We start from the raw sequence: 21,626 nt of genomic DNA on the forward strand, positions 1-21,626 counted from the left end.
ATGCAAAAATCTAGCCAACCCTAAGTAATACCGGGTAGTTCAGGGGGAAAACAAACCCATCAATAAGTGCGTAATATTAATTCAACAATCCGGTTTTTCTTAGTATCAGAATCTGCAATAATGCTGCACTTGTCACACAATTTTAGGCCAACATGACTGTAGAAAACGAAGCATTGACGCTAAAAAAACGATTTCGCGGCTATTTTCCTGTTGTTATTGACGTTGAAACCGCAGGATTTAACTCCAAGACCGATGCACTTTTAGAAATCTGTGCCGTTACTTTAAAGATGGACGAAAACGGCAACCTTCATCCTGCGTCAACCATCCATTTCAATGTTGAGCCCTTTGAAGGCGCGAATCTTGAAAAAGAAGCGCTTGAATTCAACGGCATTCGTGACCCTTTCAGCCCACTTCGCGGCGCGGTCTCTGAATCTGAAGCACTCAAAGAAATTTATAAGCTGGTACGAAAAGAGCAGAAAGCGGCGGATTGTAGCCGTGCCATCATCGTTGCCCACAATGCGACCTTTGACCATAACTTTGTTATGGCAGCAAGTGAACGCAGCCAGCTAAAAAGAGTCCCTTTCCACCCATTTGCGACCTTTGACACCGCAACATTAAGCGGCTTGGCGTATGGCCAAACGGTACTGGCTAAAGCCTGCAAGACCGCAGGGATGGAATTTGACAACAAAGAAGCCCACTCTGCCCTATACGATACGCAAAAAACGGCAGAGCTTTTCTGTGGCATCGTCAATAAGTGGAAGGCCCTTGGTGGCTGGCCGCTGGTTGAAGCCGATGCTGACAAAAATAATTAATATGTAAACACAACAAACGAGAAAACTATGAACCCAGTTGTAATTTCCGTATGTATCATGCTGGTGCTAGCACTGATACGCGTGAATGTCGTGGTTGCTCTGACATTTAGCGCGATTGTAGGTGGCCTAGTCGCGGACATGAGCCTGAAAGATGCGGTCGCAGCTTTCGAAAGCGGCTTAGGTGGCGGTGCCACTATCGCACTGAGCTACGCAATGCTTGGCACGTTTGCCGTCGCGATTTCTAAATCGGGCATCACTGACCTGTTAGCCAACAGCGTAATTAAACGCATTCATGGCAAAGAGAATGGCGCGGCGTCTACAGGTTTGAAATACGCGGTATTGGTAGCGCTAATTCTGGTGACGATGTCTTCGCAGAACGTAATTCCTGTGCATATCGCCTTTATCCCAATTCTTATTCCACCTTTGCTAGGCGTTTTTGCCAAACTGAAACTCGACCGCCGTATGATCGCGTGTGTTCTGACCTTTGGTTTGGTTACACCGTACATGGTTCTTCCGGTAGGTTTCGGTGGCATCTTCCTAAACAACATCCTGCTTAAAAACCTGCATGAGAACGGTTTGGAAACCGTTACCGCTAGTCAAGTACCAATGGCGATGTTGCTGCCAGCAGCAGGGATGATCTTTGGTTTGATTACTGCGATTCTATTTAGCTACCGCAAACCTCGCGAGTACAAAGAGACTGAGATGACGCATGTTGATACCAACATGGCCCATATCAAGAAGAAAAACATTCTGGTTGCCGTCGCAGGTATTGTGGTTGCTCTTTCTGCTCAGTTGACCACAGGTTCTATGATCGTGGGCGGTCTTGCTGGCTTTATGGTATTTACGTTTGGTGGCGTGATTGCGTGGAAAGAGACACATGATGTCTTCACTAAAGGCGTACACATGATGGCGATGATCGGTTTCATCATGATTGCAGCGGCAGGTTTTGCGGCGGTAATGAAGCAAACCGGTGGTGTCGAATCCTTGGTTGAAGCACTATCGACCAGCATTGGCGACAATAAACCGCTAGCGGCGCTACTGATGTTGGTTGTGGGTCTATTGGTGACGATGGGTATCGGTTCTTCATTCTCGACCATTCCAATCATCGCAACCATCTACGTACCGCTTTCTCTTGCGTTTGGCTTCTCACCGATGGCAACCGTAGCACTTGTTGGTACGGCAGCGGCATTAGGTGATGCAGGCTCTCCGGCGTCTGACTCTACCTTAGGTCCAACATCGGGTCTAAACGCGGATGGCCAGCACGAGCACATTTGGGAAACCGTAGTTCCTACCTTTATCCACTACAACATTCCTCTGATCGTTTTCGGCTGGATCGCGGCGATGACGCTGTAATCGAGAAAACAGATACAAAAAAGCTGACCTCATGGTCAGCTTTTTTATTGGTCTTAAAGAGTAAGCGCTTATTCAGCGTTCTTACGCGCAACCGCACTTAGCACAGGTGCTAAATCTTTCAGTAGTTGCTCTTCTACTGGTTTACCAGAGACATCGGTAACGTTAACTGAAGTACGGTTTCCTAAGTCACCAAACAAGAAAGTGTAAGTACCTGGTTTCAAGTTAACCGGATTAACACCAATTTCGTTCCAGAAATCATCGTTTGGCTCTGCGTATTTGGCTTTGACTGTACCTTGAGACTGGTTACGAGATTCAATCGTAAAGCCCATCTCCGGCAACAGTTTTGGTAGTCGTGGCCACAATACGTCGTAAGGCGTACGCGCGATAATAACTGGGAAACCACTGCGATCCGTACCCATGCTAATTGGGATGTGTTTCACCAACTCTTGAGCTTTACGCGCCGCTTCTTCACGAACTTCCATATCGTAGTGTGCTGTCACCATATTGGTCATCAGCGTGTTGTAGCGCTCTTTGTTGGTTACCGTAACTGGTTGCGGCTTGCCGCCTTGTTGCCAGTCGATCAGTGATACTTTAAAACCGTGACGACCCGCAGATTCAATACGGTCGATTTGGTAACGTGCACCGACTTCGCTGTCTTCGTCTTCCGCTTGCCAAACCACCCAATCCGTTTCAACTCTTGAGTCTGTTTTCTCGCGTAGAGAGATATTCTGTTGCTCAAGCATCGTCAGCGCCGACTGCCACACTTTGTCCAGCTCGTCTTCACGAATCAACCATAAAGTGGTTTCGCCGTTGTTGCGCTCTGGGCGCGCGCCCGGAATTAACTCGAGAATCTGTTGCGGTGGACGAATATCGATGTCCTGACCAATACCACCTTGGTAGTCACCTTGCGGGATTTGATAATTGGTGTAGAACTGCGGTGTAGCACCATCAGCTAGTTTCCACTCTTTCATCGCTGGAGTATCTAAATACTCGAAGTCATCTTTTGCTTGACGACGCTGCGTTGGACTGCTGGAACATGCGGATAAAACAAAAACAGCTAGCGAACTGAGAACTAGCTGGCGCGACAATTTCATTGAAACTCCTGATAAGTAAATGCCGAAGAGTTCTCTTCGGCAATTCTTCCTAAATTTAGTAGATACAAGCTTCTGACATTGCTTGAGCAACAATCGGGCGAGCACTTTCTGACAACTCAGTCAGAGGCAGTCGCAGATCGCCGTTCGCAATCAAGCCCATCTTATGCGCTGCCCATTTTACTGGGATCGGGCTAGATTCGATGAACAGATTCTTATGCAGAGGCATCAAGCGTTGATTGATGATTTCAGCTTCTTCAAACTTACCTTCTTTCGCCAGTCTGAACATTGTTGCCATATCTTCAGCAGCGATATTATTAGTCACTGAGATCACGCCTTGACCGCCCTGCTTAACGAATTCTAGGCCAGTCGCATCATCACCACTTAGTAAGATAAAATCTTCGCCACAAAGTTCACGGTGAATTGCAATTCTGCTTAAATCACCCGTCGCATCTTTTAATGCAACGATGCTTTCGATTTCTGACAAACGCGCCACAGTCTCAGGCTTAAGGTCAACGGCGGTTCTGCCCGGCACGTTGTATAAGATTTGTGGAACATCGCTTTCTTCAGCAATCGCTTTGTAGTGTTGGAAAAGACCTTCCTGAGTTGGCTTGTTGTAGTAAGGGGTAACGCTTAAGCAGCCAGCAATACCTGAATTGTTAAGCAAACGGCTAAATGTAACAGACTCATGAGTAGCGTTGGCACCAGTACCTGCAATCACAGGGATACGACCTTCTGCAAACTCTACAGTCTTCATTACAACTTTGACATGCTCTTCAATAGTCAGTGTCGAAGACTCACCAGTTGTCCCAACCGCGACAATACCGTCTGAACCTGCGGCTACATGATACTCAACCAGCTTTTTCAAGCTTACATAATCTACTTCGCCATCATGATTAAATGGTGTAATTAACGCTACGATACTTCCTGAAAACATGTCCTTCTCCCTCAATTTGTTCTTTCTGCATGGTACTTTAAGCCGATTGAAAAAGACAAGCGCTTAACACCGCTTAAATCACCTAAATGGATGAATATTTATCAGATGTTAGATATTTGGCAAATTACGCCTTTTATTTGCCCCTGTGTCAGTACTGAGTAAGGATATTTACGGGCTTAGAGCTAATTGAACAAAAATGATTCTAAAGCGCTGTCACGCCATTTTTCTTAAAGTTATCTGTGCTAAGCTAACGTATTAATAATCTTAATAAGAAAATAAGTGATACTATGACTCAACATCTTGTGATTACGGCGGTGGGGACAGATCGCCCAGGTGTATGCAACCAAGTTGTCCACCTAGTCACACAGTCTGGATGCAATATTGTTGACAGTCGCATTGCTCTCTTTGGCAATGAATTCACGCTAATCATGTTGCTGTCAGGCAACAATGCATCGGTCACTCGTGTCGAAACCACCTTGCCACTTCTTGGTCAGGAACATAACCTGATCACCATCATGAAGCGTACTTCTACTCACGCACCGCTAGACACCTCTTACACCTTGGAAGTGTTTATCGAATCTGACGATAAACCCGGGTTAACAGAACATTTTACCCAGTTCTTTGCACAAAAAGACATCGGGCTTTCGTCACTTAGCGCGCAAACCGTCGCAAAAGAAAAAGTGGCTAGAGAATCCAATCAGTTCCATATTGCGATTACCGCAAGCGTCGATTCAGAATGTAACCTGATGCAACTTCAAGAAGAGTTTGATGAACTTTGTCAGCAATTGTCCGTACAAGGCTCACTGAATTTTATAAAAAACAGCAAGTAAGAAAGGAAGAAGAATGAACACGCTAACAGCAGGCACTCCAGCTCCAGCATTTTCTTTGCTAGATCAAGACGGCAACACAGTATCTCTGTCTGATTTCGCTGGCAAAAAAGTACTGTTTTACTTCTACCCAAAAGCAATGACTCCGGGTTGTACTGTACAGGCACAAGGCCTGCGTGACGTAAAAACGGAGCTAGACGCACACAACGTTGTCGTCTTAGGTGTCAGCATCGATCCAGTAAAACGTCTGGGTAAATTTATCGAGCGAGACAACCTCAACTTCACCCTATTGTCAGACGAAGACCACGCCGTTGCAGAGCAGTTTGGTGTGTGGGGCGAGAAGAAGTTTATGGGCAAAGTCTACGACGGCCTGCACCGCATCAGCTTCTTGATCAACGAAGAAGGTGTAATTGAACACGTTTTCAACAAGTTCAAAACCAAAGACCACCACGAAGTGGTTCTAAATTACTTAAACGAAAACAAGTAATTTCCGAACAAAGAAACAAAACGCCAGCTCGATGCTGGCGTTTTTTATTGTCTGCGCAATCTTGGTTACACAATGAATTTGTTGAGTATTTCATCCTGCTCGCGAACATTTTCTGTCTGCACTTGCATTGCGATGTTAGCGCTCTTCTGAGCTTCAGATACTTGTGTCGACAGGTCTTTAATCTTCATCGTATTGGCATTGATTTCTTCAGCTACCAAGCTTTGTTCTTCTGCCGCAGAGGCGATTTGCATGTTCATATCGTTGATACTTTGAATTGCCTCGGCAATACGCTGCAGCGCACTGTCAGCCGCTTGTGAACGCTCGACTGCATCAACGGCGGTGTGTTTACTCTCGCTCATTGCTGCAGACACCGCACTTGCGCCCGCTTGTAGCTGCTCGATCATGCTGCGAATTTCGGTAGTTGACTGTTGAGTACGTTGCGCCAAGGTTCGAACTTCATCAGCCACCACGGCAAAGCCTCGACCAGACTCACCCGCACGCGCTGCTTCAATCGCTGCGTTAAGTGCCAACAAGTTGGTTTGGTCTGCGATATCGTTGATCACCTTCAAGATGGTTTCGATATTCGCCGTTGCTGACTCTAGACCTTGCACCTCTTCTACCGCTTGGTCGATACGCGCTGCTAGGTTGTCAATTGAGACGGTCGTCTCGTTCACCACAGTCGAACCTTCTTGCGTTGCGGTGTCAGCTTCACGCGCAGCGCCTGCCGCGCCTTGGGCGTTATTCGCCACTTCCGTCGCGGTTGCCGCCATTTCGTTCATCGCGGTCGCTAATTGCTCTAGCTCTTGCAACTGACTGTGCATCGCGGTCGCAGACTCGTTAGAGCTCTGTACCGTAATTTCAGTACCACGCAAAATCTCTGCGCCAATCGCTTTGGATTGCTGAATCTGCTTTTGTAGTGTTTCGGTAAAGCGGTTGAAACCTTCTGCAAGCTGAACAAACTCTTTGTCAGTATTGGTATCCAGTCGCTTGGTCAGATCACCTTGCCCTGATGCTACGTCCTGAATGGCATCGTTAAGCGTACCCAGAGGACGCATTAATACTCTGATCAGGAAGGTGAGGATCGCCACGCTCAACACCACGCCAATCACGACGTAAATGATAGAGCTGTTACGCATCTCAGTCACTGCAGCAAAGGCGATACCTTCGTCAACAATTGCGCCGATGTACCAGTTTTCAGAAGGGACCTTGGTAAAGCGAACGCGGAATTCTTTGCCGTCGGCTTCAAATTGGTGAGTGCCCTCTTCGACCGAAACTTGTGGCAGGTACTTAGACATGTTCTCACCGTTATTGGCCGCATCTGGGTGCGCAATCGTAGTACCGTCTTCCGTCACGATGAATAGATACCCTGCATCCAACAGGTTAATGCTGTTAACAAGGTCCGCCAGACCACCCAACTCCAAATCGTAGAACATACCCGCGATGAAGCGGCCATTTTCGTGTACTGGTGTACCAATCGAAATGATCACTTTCTTTGACGAAACATCGACATAAGGGGCGGTGACCACAAGCTGACCTTGCGACTTAGCGTCGATATACCAAGGACGAACTCGAGGGTCATAATCAGGTCCGGCCTCCCAGCCGTCGTCGTTCTCAATCACAAAGCCATCAGCTTCGTAACCAAAACCGACCGCAAGGAAACTGCCTTTTAAGGTTGGATTTTCGAGAATGTTTTTAACCGTTTGGCGGTCTTGTGGTGCGAGTTCAATAACTTCTGTGCTCGACAACGCCAAAGCTCTTTTGCTTTCCATCTCTGACTCAATAGTATTCTTCACACCATTGACCATTTCAGTCAGACTGGTTTCAACAAGCGCTTCGACTTCTTGCTTAACGGTGCTTAGTTGCTGAATAGACAAGAGAACTACCGTAATTAAAAGCAATCCAGATGCTGCAGCAACAATCTTTTGACTAAACTTCATAGAATCCCTCAATAGTCAGTCTTATTAATATAGTTATTATTTATTAGTAATGTTATCGCCCTGACTGACGCTTTCTTGAGTAGAAACTTTTACATTTTCTTACTCATGTTAAATACATTTTAAGTTAACGTTACAATAAACAGCAAAAAAAAAGCTCCAGACGTGACATCCGGAGCTTTTTGACAAAACAAATGAATTTTCTATTTACAGGTTAGACCTGAGCTTCTTCTCCGTCCTGGCTAGGCAGAGCATGCCAAACGGCCTTAACTAAAGTTGCAAGTGGAATCGCAAAGAACACGCCCCAGAAGCCCCACAAACCGCCAAACACGAGAACCGCGACAATGATGGCTACAGGGTGAAGGTTGACCGCTTCAGAGAACAATACCGGGACAAGAACGTTACCATCGAGTGCCTGAATGATGCCGTAAGCCAATAGCAACCAGTAGAATTGTGGTGTTAAGCCCCACTGGAATAAACCCACCATCGCAACGGGTACGGTGACCGCAGCGGCGCCAATGTATGGAATCAACACTGAGAAGCCGACCGCAACCGCCAACAGCACCGAGTAACGTAGGTCTAAAATTGCGAAAGTAATGTAACTCACACCACCGACAATCAGGATCTCCATCACCTTGCCACGGATATAGTTGGAGATCTGCTCGTTCATCTCTAGCCATACCTTGTTCGCCAAGCGGCGGTTACGAGGTAAGATGCCACTCGCCATTCGAATCATCTCTTGCTTATCTTTTAGCAAGAAGAACACCAGCAATGGCACCAAAATCAGGTATACCGCCAATGTCGCTAAGCTCACTAATGACGCTAACGAGCCTTTCAGTACCGTCTCGCCCATACCGATCACCTGATTCTTCGCATTGGTGACAACAGACTCAACGATTTGGAAGTTTTCTAGTTCAGGATAACGTTGTGGCAGTTCAGCAATAAAACCTTGTAGGCCGACATACATGGTTGGAATATCGTTGATTAAGTTCCCCACCTGTTGCCAGATGGTCGGAACCAAGCCAAACACAGCCACCATCATCAAGCTGCTAAAACCAACGATAACAAAGATCACAGCGAGCGTTCTTGGCACACCAAAGCGGGTTAAGTGAACAACCGGCCACTCGAGCAGATACGCAAGAACGATCGCCACCAACAGCGGTGCAATAAGGTCGCCGAAAAAGTAGATGGTAATAAAGCCAAACAAGAGAATCGCCACAAGGCTGACCGCATGTGGGTCTGAGAAACGCCTTTTGTACCAACTGCTTATCATTTCAAACATTTAACATTTTTCCTTCGTTACATGCATACAAACGTAGCCATCCTTCTCTTTGCAAGTAAATGTAAATAATTGCTTTTGAAGAAACTTTTTAATATCAGTCATAGAGCTGGGGTCACAAATCAATATCTGACAACTCTCACCGATTTCCAATCCGGTAGTGTGACGCTTAGCAAGTAACAGCGCCAATGGACATCGCTCTTGGCGTAAATCCAAAATATTCGGTTCCATTCTTTCGCTCGATGCTTATCATGGTGGTATTGTATAGTGTTTTTTTAAACGCGTCAGTGTAAATAAAAGTATGGTTAATCACCTTTAACTTGCTTTTGACTTCTGCGTTTGTCACTAAAGTTTCGATGACTTTCCGCTAGGAAACCATCTGTGTGAATCAGTGTCAAAGGAAGTATCAGTCTTACCTATTTACAATAAGCTAGGACCAGTTTTTAACGGAGTATCATCTAAAGTTTATGTTTAAGCGCACGCGTTCTATGGTCTGCCTTTGTGTCGCAACCGCGTTAGCGACGCCAACGGTCACCGCATCCAATATTGATTTACCCGACATAGGTACCACTGCCAGTGGCACACTGTCGATCGCGCAAGAACTTCAGTATGGCGATGCCTACATGCGCATGTTGCGTAGCAGTCAACCTATCGTCAATGATCCGGTCTTAAACGAATACATCAGCAGTTTAGGCCACAAATTGGTGGCTAACGCAGATGACGTTAAAACGCCCTTTACCTTCTTCATGATTCGCGACCGCAACATCAACGCTTTTGCGTTTTTTGGCGGTTATGTCGCACTGCACTCAGGGTTATTTTTACACGCTCAGAGCGAGAGTGAACTCGCCTCAGTGGTTGCCCACGAAATCGCTCACGTGACTCAACGCCACTTAGCGCGCAGTATGGAAGAGCAAGCCAAACGCACACCAGCAACGATTGCGGCATTGGCCGGTTCATTGTTGCTAGCAATTGCCGCTCCTCAAGCGGGTATTGCGGCGATCACCGCCACTACGGCAGGCAGCATGCAAGGAACGATCAACTACACCCGTAGCAACGAAAAAGAAGCGGATCGCTTTGGTATATCAACGCTGGCAAAAGCCGGATTCGAACCTCAAGCGATGCCGAGATTCTTTGGCAGACTTGCGGACGACTTCCGCTATGCGAGCAAACCACCACCGATGCTACTGACCCACCCGCTGCCAGAAGACCGCATCACCGATAGCCGTGCCAGAGCGCAACGTTATCCAGCACCTCGCATCAGCAGTTCATTGGAATACCACTTAGCGCGAGCTAGAGTGATTGCTCGCTACGCTGGTATTGATGCGAAATCGTCATTAGATTGGTTCGATCGAACCGAGAAAAAAGCGCAAGCTGATCTGCAGCCCGCTTTCCAATACGGACGAGCTTTGGTGTATCTCGACAACAAAGAGCTCGATAAAGCAGCCGCGATATTGCAGCCGATGGCGAAAAAAGATCCGAACAACCATTTTTATCTCGATGCGTTATCTGACCTTTATCTCGCACAAAACCAAATGGCCAAAGCGGAAACCATGTTGGTGAATGCGCTGAAAGCGTCACCGCAAAACCCGGTGATGACGATTAACTATGCCAACGTGTTAATCAAACAAGAGCGCAACCAAGACGCAGTGAGAGTTCTTCAGCGTTATACCCATGATAACCCTAATGATGTGAATGGCTGGCACTTGTTGTCTGAAGCCAACATCCATTTAGGCAACAGCGGTGAAGACCTCGCGGCACGCGCAGAGATTTTGGCGCTAAAAGCCAACTGGAATAAAGCGATTCAGTATTATACTCAAGCGAGCCAACTCGCGGAGTTAGGAAGTTTACAACAAGCAAGATACGACGCTCGCATTGACCAACTGATGGTGCAGCGAGACCGTTTCTTAGCCCTACAATAACAATAGGAGTTATGTTTATGTCAGTCGTGATTTATCACAACCCACGCTGCTCAAAGAGCCGTCAAACTCTAGCGCTACTAGAAGAAAACAACGTCCAGCCAGAGATTGTTAAATATTTAGAAACACCGCTTAACGTGGAACAACTAAAAGCGCTGTACGCTCAACTTGAGCTGGATAACGTTAGAGACATGATGCGTACAAAAGAAGACATCTACAAAGAACTCAACTTAGCCGATGCCTCAGACAATGCCTTGTTCACCGCGATGGCTGAAAACCCGAAGCTGATTGAGCGCCCAGTGGTTGTTCACAATGGCAAAGCACGCCACGGCCGCCCGCCAGAGCAAGTATTAGAGATCCTATGAGTTGTAAGATCGTCGTTCTGTATTACAGCAGACACGGCTCAACCCGCGCGGTCGCAAGACAAATCGCCAGAGGGATAGAAGCGATCCCTCACTGTGAAGCCTTGTTACGAACCGTTGAGGAAATCAGTGGCACCGAGCCATCGACTGACCCTGTTCTTACGCTCAATGAGTTAAAGCAGTGCGATGGCTTAGCGATGGGCAGCCCCGTTTGGTTTGGTAATATGGCCGGGCCGTTAAAACACTTCTGGGATCAAACCACGCCGCTGTGGTTATCTGGTGAGCTGATCGATAAGCCCGCGTGTGTTTTCAGTTCTTCATCGACGCTACACGGTGGTCAGGAAACCACGCTACAAAGTATGATGTTACCCCTGCTGCACCACGGCATGATGATTTTAGGTATCCCATATTCAGAACCTAAGTTGCACTCCACCACCAGTGGTGGCACGCCTTATGGTGCGACCACGGTGTCATCATCACAAGCAGGGCTCACTACCGAAGAAGCTGAACTTGCCCAGCAGTTGGGTAAACGCTTAGCGACTACCGCACTCAAAATGAAGGATTAAGAGACATGCAGGAAATGCAGTCCAAAACGAAACTGTTCCGGCTACTCGCTCTGTTTGGCAACTTAGCCCTGCTGAGCTGGATAGCGTTGTGGCAACTATCACTTTCACCGCACCCGCATATTAGCAGCACCACGCTCGCGATCGCTTGGGCGGTTCCTTTGCTACTACCGCTACCTGGAATTTTAGCTGGCAAGCCATATACCCACGCTTGGGCGAACTTTGTTCTGATGCTTTACTTCTTGCACGGCTTTACCATTCTCTACGTTGACGGTGGAGAGCGTTGGCTAGCCTTGGTTGAACTGGCACTGACCACCATCGCATTTTTGGGCAACATCCTTTATGCGAGAGCACGTGGTCAAGAGTTGGGCATGAAGCTCAAACGTCTTTCTAAAGTTGAAAAAGAAGAGAAAGAGCGTTTCGAATCTGAATAATGCGCTGTATGCGTCACCAGAATCTCAAAAGGGTCTGCACATGCAGACCCTTTTCTTTGTTCATTGTTTTTGAAGTTAACTCGCCGCCGCTGGCGTTTCAAGCTCAACCGTATCTTCGACCGCGCTCACCTCTTCTTCGCTGGTTGGCTGTTCTTCAACCACGGGCGCGATATAAGGCTTGCCTTGCCACTTAAACACGAGGATCGTTTCTGCCGGTTCAGCTTTGATCGCTGGTAGCGTTGTCGCGACGTCTGTAGGTGTTTCTTCTACTGCTGGCGTGGTCGCTGGGTCTTGTACGCTGCCCTCACTTTGTAGAGTCACAACCGGCGCTACTGCTTCAACCTCGGGTTGCTCGACAATGCTCGCCATTTGCGTCACTGGGTTCTTACGTTGAACTTCTTGTTCAAACTCTGCCTGTGATGACAACAAGTGTACGTTAAACGTCACTTCGTCATTCTGAATTTTCACGATATCAATGGATGCCACTGAACTCAGTTTCTTCAGGTTGTTCTCTAGTTTGAAGAAGCCTACCGCATCCGTTAGCTCGGTAAAGCGAACTTTTACCGCTTCTGAAGATTCGCTCGACGCAACCACCGCATTGTGTTTTGCATAGTAATCACTGATTTGGTTGATCAACTTGCTCGCCGCGTCGCCACCAGTATTGGTACCGGAAACTGGCGCTTGGCGAGTCACACCAATTGAGCTAGGTTTTTGATCGTATAGCGTCCAACGCAGGGTATTGCCTTGCGCTTTAACCACCAGCACCGCATCGACCGGATAACGTTGACTTGCCTGACCGACAGGACGCACAAAACCACCCCACAGGTCTGAGACGTTAACGCCCGTAACATCATCAAAATCGCCAACTGGCACGGTAATCGGTAAGCCACGCTTTTCCGCCTCAGACTTCATTGCTGCTAACAGCTCAGAGTCAGAGTGTTCCCAAATAATATTGCGCTCGGCTTGTTCCTCAACCAACCACACTAGGACGTTAGCACGGTCTGATGGCCATACTGGCAACTGCGCTTGACTAAGCAACGAACGGATATGTGGCTCGCTAAACGCCATTTTAATCGTCTGTTCACCGTTGATTTGGCCGTAGCTGATTTGCGTCAGATACTGACTATTTTGCTTTAGCGCCTTACTGACAACTTGGTTGCTCGCTGCACTGGTATCACCCGATGCCCGCACGATCACTTCTTTCATTCCTTCGACACGCGCTTGCGCATCGGCATTCTCTGCTGAGCTATCTAAAAGAACTTCTGTTCGGTACAACTCGATGTTTGTCAGTGCCATGGCAGGCAAACTAACAAGTCCTAAGACTAATAAAGCTAAACGACGCATACGCTTCCTAAGATTAAACTTTTACCACTTTGGTCATGATAATAAGCAACTATTGGCGTCGGAGCAACCAAAGCACTATTTTATCAATACGATAGCCAAGCCTTTTCTCGAAAGACTTCGAGCGTGTTCGAACAATAAAAAAGGAATAATTGATCCAGTTCGGATTGCAATCGATTGCGATGGTGATAAAATCCCGCGAATTTTATTTAATTCAGGGCAAATTTGTACTTTTTGCTCTTTTAGCCAGCTAAAGGAATAAACACATGAAAAATGCCATTCAAGGCGCACAAATGCTATTCGTCGCATTTGGTGCACTCGTTCTGGTGCCGCTGTTGACAGGTTTGGATCCTAGCGTCGCTCTATTTGGTGCAGGTGTCGGTACCCTTCTTTTCCAACTTATTACTCGCCGCTCTGTTCCAATCTTTCTTGCTTCTTCTTTCGCTTTCATCGCTCCTATCCTTTACGGTGTTCAAACTTGGGGTATTCCTGCCACAATGGGTGGTCTGATGGCGGCTGGCTTTGTGTACGTGGCGATGGGCGCACTGATCAAAGTACGCGGCGTGGAAATCATCCACAAATTGCTTCCGCCTGTAGTAGTAGGCCCGGTAATCATGGTGATTGGTCTAGGTCTGGCGCCAGTCGCAGTGAACATGGCACTAGGTAAAGGTGGTGACGGTGCTCAGTTAGTTGATGCCCAAGCGTCAATCATCATCTCTTGCGCATCACTACTGACGACGATTGTGCTTAGCGTATTTGCCAAAGGCTTTCTTAAGCTTACGCCTATCCTTGGCGGTATCGTAGTCGGTTACGCACTAAGCCTTGGCTATGGCATTATTGATTTTACGCCAGTACAAGAAGCGGCGTGGTTTTCACTGCCGAACTTTACTTTCCCTGAATTCAACATCAACGCGATTCTGTTCATGATCCCAGTGGCTATCGCCCCAGCGGTTGAGCACGTGGGTGACATGTTGGCGATTTCAAACGTAACTGGCAAAAACTACCTAAAGAAACCAGGTCTGCACCGCACGATCACGGGTGACGGTGTAGCAACAATTGCCGCTTCAATGGTTGGCGCGCCACCAAACACGACCTACTCAGAAGTGACTGGCGCAGTGATGCTAACCAAAGCATTCAACCCAGTGATCATGACTTGGGCGGCGGTGTCTGCGATTGTTCTGGCTCTTGTCGGCAAACTTGGCGCTGTACTGCAAACCATTCCGATGCCAGTCATGGGCGGCATTATGATCCTGCTGTTTGGTTCTATCGCGACGGTGGGTCTTAATACCCTTATCAAGAACAACGTTGACCTACACAAATCACGTAACCTTGTGATTGTAGCGATCACACTTGTCTTTGGTATCGGCGGCATGGCATTTGGCATTGGCGAGTTCAGCCTACAAGGCGTGAGCCTATGTGGTATCGTAGCAATCTTACTTAACCTGCTACTGCCAAAAGACATCGGTGAGAACCACGTTGTCGATAACGCACAAATGGAAGAAGAGCTAAAATAAGTTTTCTTGCTACTAAATCAAAAAAGGCTGACGTTGATGCGTCAGCCTTTTTGTTATCTGTGATTTATCAGCGATTTAAATGCACAACTCAGCAAACTGCGCTCTGGTTAATGCGGCTAGGTCTTGTGGTGCAAGTTCAATCTCTAGTCCACGTTTGCCCGCACTAACGCAAATGGTCGCTTTGTCTAACGCGCTTTGATGGATGAAAGTCGGCAACGCTTTCTTTTGGCCAAGAGGACTGATGCCACCGACGACATAACCCGTCGTTTTCTGCGCGATATCAGGATCAGCCATATCCGCTTTCTTCGCTTTTGCCGCTTTTGCCGCCAACTTAAGGTTCAGTTTCTGATCAACAGGAATCACGGCGACCGCGAGGCTTTTCGCGTCACCATTCATACAAAACAGCAGCGTTTTAAATACTTGTGATGGGTCTTGTCCCAGCACTTGTGCCGCTTCTAAGCCGTAGCTATCTGCTCTTGGGTCATGCTCGTATTGATGGATGGTATGAGCAATTTTTTTCTTTTTAGCGAGATTAATAGCTGGAGTCATGAGCTCTCCAATAGAAAGGTATGAGGGAAATACAAACAATAAAAAAGCGCTGCAATATTTGCAGCGCTTCTAGTTAAAGAGATTTGTAATTTGATGTCAAATTACTTATAAACAATCTCACCAGACGGAGCGTATTTGTTCACGTCGATTGGGCTGTTCACTTCTAGGTACTCTTTTAGTACTTCTGCATCCACAAAGCCAGTGTTAACAAAACCTGGGTGCGCAGTCAGTTTAGGGTAACCGTCGCCACCAGCCGCGTTGAAGCTTGGTACTGTGAAGCGGTAAGTCGCATCTAGGCGAAGCTGTTTACCAGCAATGAATACGTTCGATACTTCACCATTTGCCACTGTCATTGAGATACCGGCAAACTGAGCGTATGCGCCTGAATCTACAGGTTTAGTCGCAACAACGTTTAGGTAGTCCAGAACTTCTTTACCGCTCATATCGGTGTAAGTTAGGATGTTTGCGAACGGTTGTACTTTCAGTACGTCTTTGTACGTAACATCACCAGATGCAATTGAATCACGCACACCACCAGAGTTCATTACCGCGAAGTCAGCTTTCGCACGTTCCATGTGAGCTGTCGCAATCAGACGACCTAGGTTAGTCTGTTGGAAACGTACAACGTTACGGTCGCCCTCAAGTTTGCCGTTAGTTTCAGCGATCTTAACGTCTAGCTGAGACTTGCCTTTTTCTTGGTAAGGACGTAGGAACTCAAGTAGCTCTTGGTCTTCTTTGATTTCGTCTTCGATCAATACGCGTTGAGATTCACCGTTAACTTTGATTTTCTTCTTCAAGTTAACTGGGATTAGGTCGTAGCTCACCATTTCTAGTTCGCCGTTACGGAATTCGTAATCAGCGCGACCTACGTATTTACCCCATTCGTGTGCTTGAACGATGTAAGTACCGTTTTGCATGTCTGGCTTACACTCGTCAGACGGTGCGAAGTTCTTCTTCACAACGTTTGGTGCTTCCATACATACAGGCTCTTGCGAGTGACCACCAACGATCATGTCAAGAGAACCTTCGTCTAGATAACGAGCTAGCGCCACATCACCCGGCGCGTTCACACCACGTTTACCGTCTTCGTAGTGACCCATGTGAGTAACCGCGAAGATAAGATCTGGTTTTTCAGTTTTCTCTAGTTCAGCGATCAGCTTTTTCGCTTCTTCTTTTGGATCACGGAACTCGATACCACCGATGTATTCTGGGTTACCAATTTTTGCCGTATCTTCGGTTGTCAGACCAATAACCGCAATTTTGATACCTTGCTTATCAAACATCTGGTAAGCCTGGAACATGCGCTCGCCAGTCTCTTTGTCGTAGATGTTTGCAGAAAGCATTGGGAAACCAGCCCACTCTTTTTGCTTGAATAGCACGTCTAGCGAGTTATCAAATTCATGGTTACCTAGCGCCATTGCGTCGTAACCAATTTTGCTCATGCCTTTAAAGTCTGGTTCAGCGTCTTGAAGGTCTGACTCAGGAACACCTGTGTTGATGTCACCGCCAGATAGCAGTAGCACGCTACCACCTTCGGCTTGAATATCTGCACGCAACTCATCGATCAGAGTCTTGCGCGCTGCCATACCATATTCACCGTATTTGTTCTGCCAGAAACGACCGTGGTGGTCATTGGTGTGTAGAACCGTCAGCTTATAAGTTTTATCCGCTTCCCACTCATGCTGAGGCGCAGTTGCACAACCAGCTAGAGTTGCAAGAATTGCAGCGCTCAATGCGCTTTTTACGATCAGGCCTTGCTTCATTGTCATACCTTTTGAACTTTTTTGGGGTTTCCACTGCTTTTTTGTTACTGCTCTAATGAATAGACAAATTCGGAAAGGACGTCCGATGAGAACAGTAAAACTTGAACTAGTTTAAATTAACAATAAATACCTGACATACAGATTTCATATTTATGTAGAGTCGATCACCTAAAAGCCTCAAAAAATGTGTAACAAATCAACGTAGTTGCAATTGACACACCAAATGATCACAAGCAATCGTTTAGCTGTGAAGTAGGTTTAACTGGCTGATTTTGAGAGCGAAATCGCTAATTCAACACGGAATAGCAGCCAATAAAAAAGGCTGGCGTTTAAGCCAACCTTTTGATGCAACTTTCTGTTATTACTGATTACTTGATATCGATGTTATCGAAACCTTTAATCAAGTCATCCAGGGCTTTCATTTGCGCTAGGAACGGCTCTAGTTTGTCCAGAGGCAGTGCCGATGGACCATCACACTTCGCTTGGTCTGGATTTGGGTGCGCTTCGATGAACAGACCTGCAATGCCTGTCGCTAGACCGGCTTTCGCAAGTTCTACTGTTTGCTCACGACGACCGCCAGAAGCCGCGCCTGATGGATCACGCATTTGTAGTGAGTGCGTTACGTCGAAGATGATTGGGCTGCCGTTAGACACTTTCTTCATCACACCGAAACCTAGCATATCAACCACTAAGTTGTCGTAACCGTGGCAAGAACCGCGCTCACACAGGATGATTTTGTCGTTGCCGCACTCAGCGAATTTCTCAACGATGTTACCTACCTGACCTGGACTCATAAACTGAGGCTTCTTCACGTTGATCACAGCGCCGGTTTTCGCCATCGCTTCTACAAGGTCTGTCTGACGCGCTAGGAAAGCAGGAAGCTGAATTACATCCACCACGTCTGCGACAGGTTGAGCTTGCGCTTCTGTATGTACGTCTGTGATGATCTTGACGCCAAAAGTATCTTTCAGTTCTTGGAAGATCTTCATACCTTCTTCCAAACCAGGGCCACGGTATGAATGTACCGAGCTACGGTTTGCTTTGTCGAAAGAAGCCTTAAATACGTAAGGAATACCCAGTTTCTCAGTCACTTTTACGTAGTGCTCACAGATCTGCATTGCCATATCACGTGACTCAAGCACGTTCATGCCAGCGAACAGGGTGAACGGCTTGTCGTTAGCTACTGGGATGTCTCCAACGTGGACGATTTTCTGTTCCATTCTCTTCTCTCTTTTATATCGTGGTTCGCTCTGAGTCAGAGGAACTTAATGTAAAGTTACCTGAGTACCACTCATGGCATTCACTTGATTCTTCAACAGCTCCGACGCAGGGTCGTCAGGGCAGTTTTCAATAAAGTACTGATAATCCGTTAGTGCGACTTGATGACAGTCAAGCTGCTGATAGATATAACCTCGGTCGCGAATTTCATACGGGTCGTCCGGCACAAACGATAACGCCAGATCGGTACATTTGAGCGCCAACGTGTAGCGCTCTTCGCGTAATAACGCGCTTTTTAGCAACGCCAACCAACGACCGATCACCGTCGGATTGTCGGTTTCTTCTAAATGCTTAGGCTTTAATTTGGCGAGTGGGCCTTTGTGACCAATTAACCACGCGCCCAACGTATGTTCAGTTACGTATTCACCGTTGAATGGGTTAATGTACTGCGGCGCTTCATCATACCACTCAACTTTGATTAGGAACTGGCTAGGAAACGTCACGCCTTTCAACGGAAAACCAAGCTTACGGCCGAAATAAAGCAGCAATGCACCTAAGCTCACCGGAATGCCTTTGCGACGCTCAAGCACTGTATCAATGAACGCGTTGGCTGAATCGAAATAAGCCTCACGATCGCCGCTAAAGCCCCATTGGTGGTAGAACAAACGCAGCAAAGCATCGAAACGTTGTTTTTCATCCACTTCGTGAGCCAAGCTTAGTTCAGCTTCTTGTAGTAATCGATGCAGTTCATTTTCCGCCCATTGAACGCGCGTTTCTGGGTTGATCGCTTGGTTTAGCGCCAACGCCCCTTCCGCCAGTTCCATTGCATCAAAGTCTTCATCAAATAACTCAAGCATTATTGGTGACCTACCTAATTAATTAACCAAAAAGAATTGGGGTTTTACTTACCGCGACTTTACCCGCAATAGCTAACCAACCCAGCGCACCAAAGAATGAGAAGGTACGCAGCAGTTTGTTTTTACCCAATTTAAGCGCAAATAGACCCAACGCAATGTAAGCCAACACACACGTTAGCTTTTCTGTCAGCCAAGGCGCCGCGTCGGTAAAAGGAATGAAACCGGTAATAAAGATCAACGCCACGCCTGAAAGCAATAATGCGGTGTCGTTAATGTGTGGGAATACTTTAAGAAACTTCTTATCCAATAGCTTTGAGTTCGCCATCATCAATGCGTAGCGCACCGAAAGCAGTGTCGCACTGATCGCTATGGTAAGAAGATGGAAATGTTTTAATCCTTCGTACATTGTCGATTTCTCTTATTTTTCTGGTTGCCAACAGCCGATGGTTACTCGGTCATTGTCACCATAGTCCTTGAACGTTTCCACTTGGTGATAGCCAAGCGAGCTTAAAATATTTCTAACTGCCGTACCTTGATCGTAGCCATGCTCAAACATCAACCAGCCACCCGCCGATAAATACGCAGGAGCGTGCTTGGCGATGTGTTTGATATCGGCCAAACCATTGTCGTCAGCCACCAGCGCACTGAGCGGCTCAAATCTGACATCACCTTGTGATAGATGCGGATCGGTCTTTTCGATATAAGGTGGATTGGAAACAATCAAAGCAAACTGCGTACCAGTATCGAGCGGTTCAAACCAACTTCCGGCACGAAACTCTGTGTTGTTAAAACCCAAACGTTGTGCGTTGGCACTCGCCAGTTGCTGCGCTTCCGGTTTTAAGTCCACACCCCATACTTTGCGCTGAGGTAGTTCAGAGGCCAGTGCGATCGCGATCGCGCCAGTCCCAGTCCCCAAATCCAAAATATCTCCGGAGGTTTGCCACGCTTTGTCTAAAGCGATTTCAACCAATCTTTCGGTATCCGGACGAGGGATCAAGGTGCTCGGGGAAACATGTAACGGCAGTGACCAAAACTCGCGCTCTCCGATGATGTAAGCCACTGGCTCACCATTCAAGCGACGTTGAAGGTTTTGCTCAAAGTCACTCAACTGTTTCTCTTCAAGAATTTTTTCTGGCCAAGTCAGCAGAAAAGAGCGCGGCTTATCGAGCGCGTGGCAAAGTAGCACCGCGGCATCAAGAGAGGGCGAATCACTGCCGCTCTCTTGAAGTCGTAACACGGCTTGTTTTAGTGTGTTTTCAACACTGTGTTCAGCCGACATTGATTAGTTGTTCTCTGCCAACGCCGCAAGCTGATCCGCTTGGTGCTCTTGAATCACTGGGTCAATCAAGCTAGCCATATCGCCTTCCATCACTTCGTTTAGGCGGTAGATGGTTAGGTTGATACGGTGATCAGATACACGACCTTGTGGATAGTTGTAAGTACGGATACGGTCACTACGGTCACCCGAACCTAGTAGGTTACGACGAGTGTCTGACACTTCCGCTGCACGTTTTGCTTCTTCCGCTTGGATAATGCGCGCCGCCAGTACCGACATCGCTTTCGCTTTGTTCTTGTGCTGTGAACGCTCGTCCTGACATTCAACCACTGTACCGGTTGGTAAGTGGGTAATACGAATTGCAGAATCCGTGGTGTTAACGTGCTGACCACCCGCGCCTGACGCACGGAATGTGTCGATCTTCAGGTCTGCCGCTTTGATTTCTGGGATCTCGGCTTCTGGAATTTCAGGCATGATTGCGACGGTACAAGCCGAAGTATGTACACGACCTTGCGATTCTGTTGCAGGAACACGCTGCACTCGGTGGCCGCCTGATTCAAACTTCAGTACGCCGTAAGCGCCATCGCCACTCACTTTAGCGATCATCTCTTTGTAACCGCCGTGTTCCGCTTCATTCGCTGACATCACTTCGATACGCCAGCCTTTCTTCTCAGCAAACTTGCTGTACATACGGAACAGGTCACCAGCGAAGATACCCGCTTCGTCACCGCCCGCACCAGCACGAATTTCTAAGAAACAGTTGCGATCGTCATTAGGATCTTTTGGCAGAAGCAAGATTTGCAGCTCGTCGTTTAGACGCTCGATTGCCGCTTTTGCTTCTTTGATCTCTTCCTGAGCCATTTCACGCATTTCTTCGTCATCTTCGTTTGCCATTTCTTCAGCGGCGACAAGGTCTTCTTGTGCTTGCTGGTAGGCTTGGAAACACTTAGTGACTTCTTCTAGCTGAGAGTACTCTTTTGATAGTGCGCGGAATTTATCTTGGTCACCAATAACATCTGGGTCACCAAGCAGGTGTTGAACTTCTTCGTAACGCTCAACGAGTGTTTCTAGCTTAGTTAGAATCGAGGCTTTCATAGTTTTCTTAACTCAGGG

At 47.3% G+C, this 21,626-nt stretch carries 22 protein-coding genes; 9 read left to right on the forward strand and 13 right to left on the reverse strand.

The window, feature by feature from the left end; all coding sequences use genetic code 11:
* The first annotated feature begins 152 nt into the window (after positions 1-152).
* Positions 153-812 (forward strand): ribonuclease T, encoded by a 660-nt coding sequence (rnt, locus tag HCZ42_RS04720; RefSeq protein WP_167419589.1) that lies wholly within the window; start codon positions 153-155, stop codon positions 810-812.
* Positions 813-839: 27 nt separating this feature from the next.
* Positions 840-2,165 carry a Na+/H+ antiporter family protein gene (locus HCZ42_RS04725; RefSeq protein ID WP_167419590.1) on the forward strand — a complete coding sequence of 442 codons (1,326 nt, stop codon included), beginning with the start codon at positions 840-842 and terminating at the stop codon, positions 2,163-2,165.
* Positions 2,166-2,233: 68 nt separating this feature from the next.
* On the opposite strand, the gene bamC is transcribed toward HCZ42_RS04725, so the two are convergent.
* Positions 2,234-3,259 carry an outer membrane protein assembly factor BamC gene (gene bamC, locus HCZ42_RS04730; RefSeq protein WP_167419591.1) on the reverse strand — a complete coding sequence of 342 codons (1,026 nt, stop codon included), beginning with the start codon at positions 3,257-3,259 and terminating at the stop codon, positions 2,234-2,236.
* Positions 3,260-3,314: 55 nt separating this feature from the next.
* Positions 3,315-4,193: a 4-hydroxy-tetrahydrodipicolinate synthase gene (gene dapA / locus HCZ42_RS04735; protein ID WP_167419592.1), complete on the reverse strand. Its 879-nt coding sequence runs from the start codon at positions 4,191-4,193 to the stop codon at positions 3,315-3,317.
* A 287-nt stretch (positions 4,194-4,480) separates the two neighbouring features.
* Here dapA and HCZ42_RS04740 point away from each other — a divergent pair, with 287 nt between their 5' ends.
* Positions 4,481-5,023, forward strand: a complete 543-nt coding sequence (locus tag HCZ42_RS04740; RefSeq protein ID WP_167419593.1) for a glycine cleavage system protein R — start codon at positions 4,481-4,483, stop codon at positions 5,021-5,023.
* Between the two features lie 13 nt (positions 5,024-5,036).
* A complete protein-coding gene (gene bcp / locus HCZ42_RS04745) occupies positions 5,037-5,507 on the forward strand; it encodes a thioredoxin-dependent thiol peroxidase (RefSeq protein WP_217702281.1) in 471 nt (156 codons plus the stop codon).
* A 65-nt stretch (positions 5,508-5,572) separates the two neighbouring features.
* Here bcp and HCZ42_RS04750 read toward each other — a convergent pair whose 3' ends face one another.
* The 3 genes from HCZ42_RS04750 to HCZ42_RS04760 all read right to left on the reverse strand — a co-directional run bounded on the left by HCZ42_RS04750 (position 5,573) and on the right by HCZ42_RS04760 (position 8,951).
* Positions 5,573-7,444: a methyl-accepting chemotaxis protein gene (locus tag HCZ42_RS04750; RefSeq protein WP_167419594.1), complete on the reverse strand. Its 1,872-nt coding sequence runs from the start codon at positions 7,442-7,444 to the stop codon at positions 5,573-5,575.
* Between the two features lie 211 nt (positions 7,445-7,655).
* Positions 7,656-8,723 carry an AI-2E family transporter gene (locus tag HCZ42_RS04755; RefSeq protein WP_053408313.1) on the reverse strand — a complete coding sequence of 356 codons (1,068 nt, stop codon included), beginning with the start codon at positions 8,721-8,723 and terminating at the stop codon, positions 7,656-7,658.
* Complete coding sequence (locus tag HCZ42_RS04760; protein ID WP_167419595.1) at positions 8,724-8,951, reverse strand: sulfurtransferase TusA family protein; 228 nt, start codon at positions 8,949-8,951, stop codon at positions 8,724-8,726.
* Between the two features lie 236 nt (positions 8,952-9,187).
* On the opposite strand from HCZ42_RS04760, the gene HCZ42_RS04765 reads away from it, so the two are divergent.
* The 4 genes from HCZ42_RS04765 to HCZ42_RS04780 are packed head-to-tail and all read left to right on the forward strand — an operon-like array spanning position 9,188 to position 11,995.
* Positions 9,188-10,639 carry a beta-barrel assembly-enhancing protease gene (locus tag HCZ42_RS04765; protein WP_167419596.1) on the forward strand — a complete coding sequence of 484 codons (1,452 nt, stop codon included), beginning with the start codon at positions 9,188-9,190 and terminating at the stop codon, positions 10,637-10,639.
* 17 nt (positions 10,640-10,656) lie between these two features.
* A complete protein-coding gene (gene arsC, locus HCZ42_RS04770; protein ID WP_167419597.1) occupies positions 10,657-11,001 on the forward strand; it encodes an arsenate reductase (glutaredoxin) in 345 nt (114 codons plus the stop codon).
* Positions 10,998-11,564 (forward strand): NAD(P)H:quinone oxidoreductase, encoded by a 567-nt coding sequence (gene wrbA / locus HCZ42_RS04775; RefSeq protein WP_167419598.1) that lies wholly within the window; start codon positions 10,998-11,000, stop codon positions 11,562-11,564. Before arsC ends, wrbA begins: the two co-directional genes overlap by 4 nt.
* A gap of 5 nt (positions 11,565-11,569) precedes the next feature.
* Positions 11,570-11,995, forward strand: a complete 426-nt coding sequence (locus HCZ42_RS04780) for a DUF2069 domain-containing protein (RefSeq protein ID WP_167419599.1) — start codon at positions 11,570-11,572, stop codon at positions 11,993-11,995.
* Between the two features lie 75 nt (positions 11,996-12,070).
* Here HCZ42_RS04780 and HCZ42_RS04785 read toward each other — a convergent pair whose 3' ends face one another.
* The gene (locus HCZ42_RS04785) at positions 12,071-13,339 is read right to left on the reverse strand and encodes a DUF2066 domain-containing protein (RefSeq protein WP_167419600.1); all 1,269 of its coding nucleotides are present in this window, start codon (positions 13,337-13,339) and stop codon (positions 12,071-12,073) included.
* A gap of 263 nt (positions 13,340-13,602) precedes the next feature.
* On the opposite strand from HCZ42_RS04785, the gene HCZ42_RS04790 reads away from it, so the two are divergent.
* On the forward strand, positions 13,603-14,850 hold the full coding sequence (locus HCZ42_RS04790) for a uracil-xanthine permease family protein (RefSeq protein ID WP_167419601.1): 1,248 nt from the start codon (positions 13,603-13,605) through the stop codon (positions 14,848-14,850).
* Positions 14,851-14,925: 75 nt separating this feature from the next.
* Here the strand turns inward: HCZ42_RS04790 and ybaK are convergent, their stop codons facing one another.
* The 7 genes from ybaK to prfA form a co-directional block, all read right to left on the reverse strand.
* Positions 14,926-15,399: a Cys-tRNA(Pro) deacylase gene (ybaK, locus tag HCZ42_RS04795; protein ID WP_167419602.1), complete on the reverse strand. Its 474-nt coding sequence runs from the start codon at positions 15,397-15,399 to the stop codon at positions 14,926-14,928.
* Between the two features lie 101 nt (positions 15,400-15,500).
* Positions 15,501-17,162 carry a bifunctional UDP-sugar hydrolase/5'-nucleotidase UshA gene (ushA, locus tag HCZ42_RS04800; RefSeq protein ID WP_167419603.1) on the reverse strand — a complete coding sequence of 554 codons (1,662 nt, stop codon included), beginning with the start codon at positions 17,160-17,162 and terminating at the stop codon, positions 15,501-15,503.
* 368 nt (positions 17,163-17,530) lie between these two features.
* A complete protein-coding gene (gene kdsA / locus HCZ42_RS04805; RefSeq protein ID WP_167419604.1) occupies positions 17,531-18,382 on the reverse strand; it encodes a 3-deoxy-8-phosphooctulonate synthase in 852 nt (283 codons plus the stop codon).
* 45 nt (positions 18,383-18,427) lie between these two features.
* Positions 18,428-19,237, reverse strand: a complete 810-nt coding sequence (locus HCZ42_RS04810; protein WP_167419605.1) for a SirB1 family protein — start codon at positions 19,235-19,237, stop codon at positions 18,428-18,430.
* Between the two features lie 22 nt (positions 19,238-19,259).
* Positions 19,260-19,643 (reverse strand): SirB2 family protein, encoded by a 384-nt coding sequence (locus HCZ42_RS04815; RefSeq protein ID WP_167419606.1) that lies wholly within the window; start codon positions 19,641-19,643, stop codon positions 19,260-19,262.
* 12 nt (positions 19,644-19,655) lie between these two features.
* On the reverse strand, positions 19,656-20,516 hold the full coding sequence (gene prmC / locus HCZ42_RS04820) for a peptide chain release factor N(5)-glutamine methyltransferase (RefSeq protein ID WP_167419607.1): 861 nt from the start codon (positions 20,514-20,516) through the stop codon (positions 19,656-19,658).
* Between the two features lie 3 nt (positions 20,517-20,519).
* A complete protein-coding gene (gene prfA / locus HCZ42_RS04825) occupies positions 20,520-21,608 on the reverse strand; it encodes a peptide chain release factor 1 (protein WP_053408328.1) in 1,089 nt (362 codons plus the stop codon).
* Between the last annotated feature and the right edge of the window lie 18 nt (positions 21,609-21,626).

It is taken from the genome of Vibrio hepatarius, from assembly GCF_011806575.1.
GTDB lineage: Bacteria > Pseudomonadota > Gammaproteobacteria > Enterobacterales > Vibrionaceae > Vibrio > Vibrio hepatarius_A.

Excerpts from the sequence above, each read along its gene's own strand:
- rnt (WP_167419589.1), top strand. The coding sequence starts at position 153 with ATGACTGTAGAAAACGAAGCATTGACGCTAAAAAAACGATTTCGCGGC.
- HCZ42_RS04725 (WP_167419590.1), top strand. The coding sequence starts at position 840 with ATGAACCCAGTTGTAATTTCCGTATGTATCATGCTGGTGCTAGCACTG.
- bamC (WP_167419591.1), bottom strand. The coding sequence starts at position 3,259 with ATGAAATTGTCGCGCCAGCTAGTTCTCAGTTCGCTAGCTGTTTTTGTT.
- dapA (WP_167419592.1), bottom strand. The coding sequence starts at position 4,193 with ATGTTTTCAGGAAGTATCGTAGCGTTAATTACACCATTTAATCATGAT.
- HCZ42_RS04740 (WP_167419593.1), top strand. The coding sequence starts at position 4,481 with ATGACTCAACATCTTGTGATTACGGCGGTGGGGACAGATCGCCCAGGT.
- bcp (WP_217702281.1), top strand. The coding sequence starts at position 5,037 with ATGAACACGCTAACAGCAGGCACTCCAGCTCCAGCATTTTCTTTGCTA.
- HCZ42_RS04750 (WP_167419594.1), bottom strand. The coding sequence starts at position 7,444 with ATGAAGTTTAGTCAAAAGATTGTTGCTGCAGCATCTGGATTGCTTTTA.
- HCZ42_RS04755 (WP_053408313.1), bottom strand. The coding sequence starts at position 8,723 with ATGTTTGAAATGATAAGCAGTTGGTACAAAAGGCGTTTCTCAGACCCA.
- HCZ42_RS04760 (WP_167419595.1), bottom strand. The coding sequence starts at position 8,951 with ATGGAACCGAATATTTTGGATTTACGCCAAGAGCGATGTCCATTGGCG.
- HCZ42_RS04765 (WP_167419596.1), top strand. The coding sequence starts at position 9,188 with ATGTTTAAGCGCACGCGTTCTATGGTCTGCCTTTGTGTCGCAACCGCG.
- arsC (WP_167419597.1), top strand. The coding sequence starts at position 10,657 with ATGTCAGTCGTGATTTATCACAACCCACGCTGCTCAAAGAGCCGTCAA.
- wrbA (WP_167419598.1), top strand. The coding sequence starts at position 10,998 with ATGAGTTGTAAGATCGTCGTTCTGTATTACAGCAGACACGGCTCAACC.
- HCZ42_RS04780 (WP_167419599.1), top strand. The coding sequence starts at position 11,570 with ATGCAGGAAATGCAGTCCAAAACGAAACTGTTCCGGCTACTCGCTCTG.
- HCZ42_RS04785 (WP_167419600.1), bottom strand. The coding sequence starts at position 13,339 with ATGCGTCGTTTAGCTTTATTAGTCTTAGGACTTGTTAGTTTGCCTGCC.
- HCZ42_RS04790 (WP_167419601.1), top strand. The coding sequence starts at position 13,603 with ATGAAAAATGCCATTCAAGGCGCACAAATGCTATTCGTCGCATTTGGT.
- ybaK (WP_167419602.1), bottom strand. The coding sequence starts at position 15,399 with ATGACTCCAGCTATTAATCTCGCTAAAAAGAAAAAAATTGCTCATACC.
- ushA (WP_167419603.1), bottom strand. The coding sequence starts at position 17,162 with ATGAAGCAAGGCCTGATCGTAAAAAGCGCATTGAGCGCTGCAATTCTT.
- kdsA (WP_167419604.1), bottom strand. The coding sequence starts at position 18,382 with ATGGAACAGAAAATCGTCCACGTTGGAGACATCCCAGTAGCTAACGAC.
- HCZ42_RS04810 (WP_167419605.1), bottom strand. The coding sequence starts at position 19,237 with ATGCTTGAGTTATTTGATGAAGACTTTGATGCAATGGAACTGGCGGAA.
- HCZ42_RS04815 (WP_167419606.1), bottom strand. The coding sequence starts at position 19,643 with ATGTACGAAGGATTAAAACATTTCCATCTTCTTACCATAGCGATCAGT.
- prmC (WP_167419607.1), bottom strand. The coding sequence starts at position 20,516 with ATGTCGGCTGAACACAGTGTTGAAAACACACTAAAACAAGCCGTGTTA.
- prfA (WP_053408328.1), bottom strand. The coding sequence starts at position 21,608 with ATGAAAGCCTCGATTCTAACTAAGCTAGAAACACTCGTTGAGCGTTAC.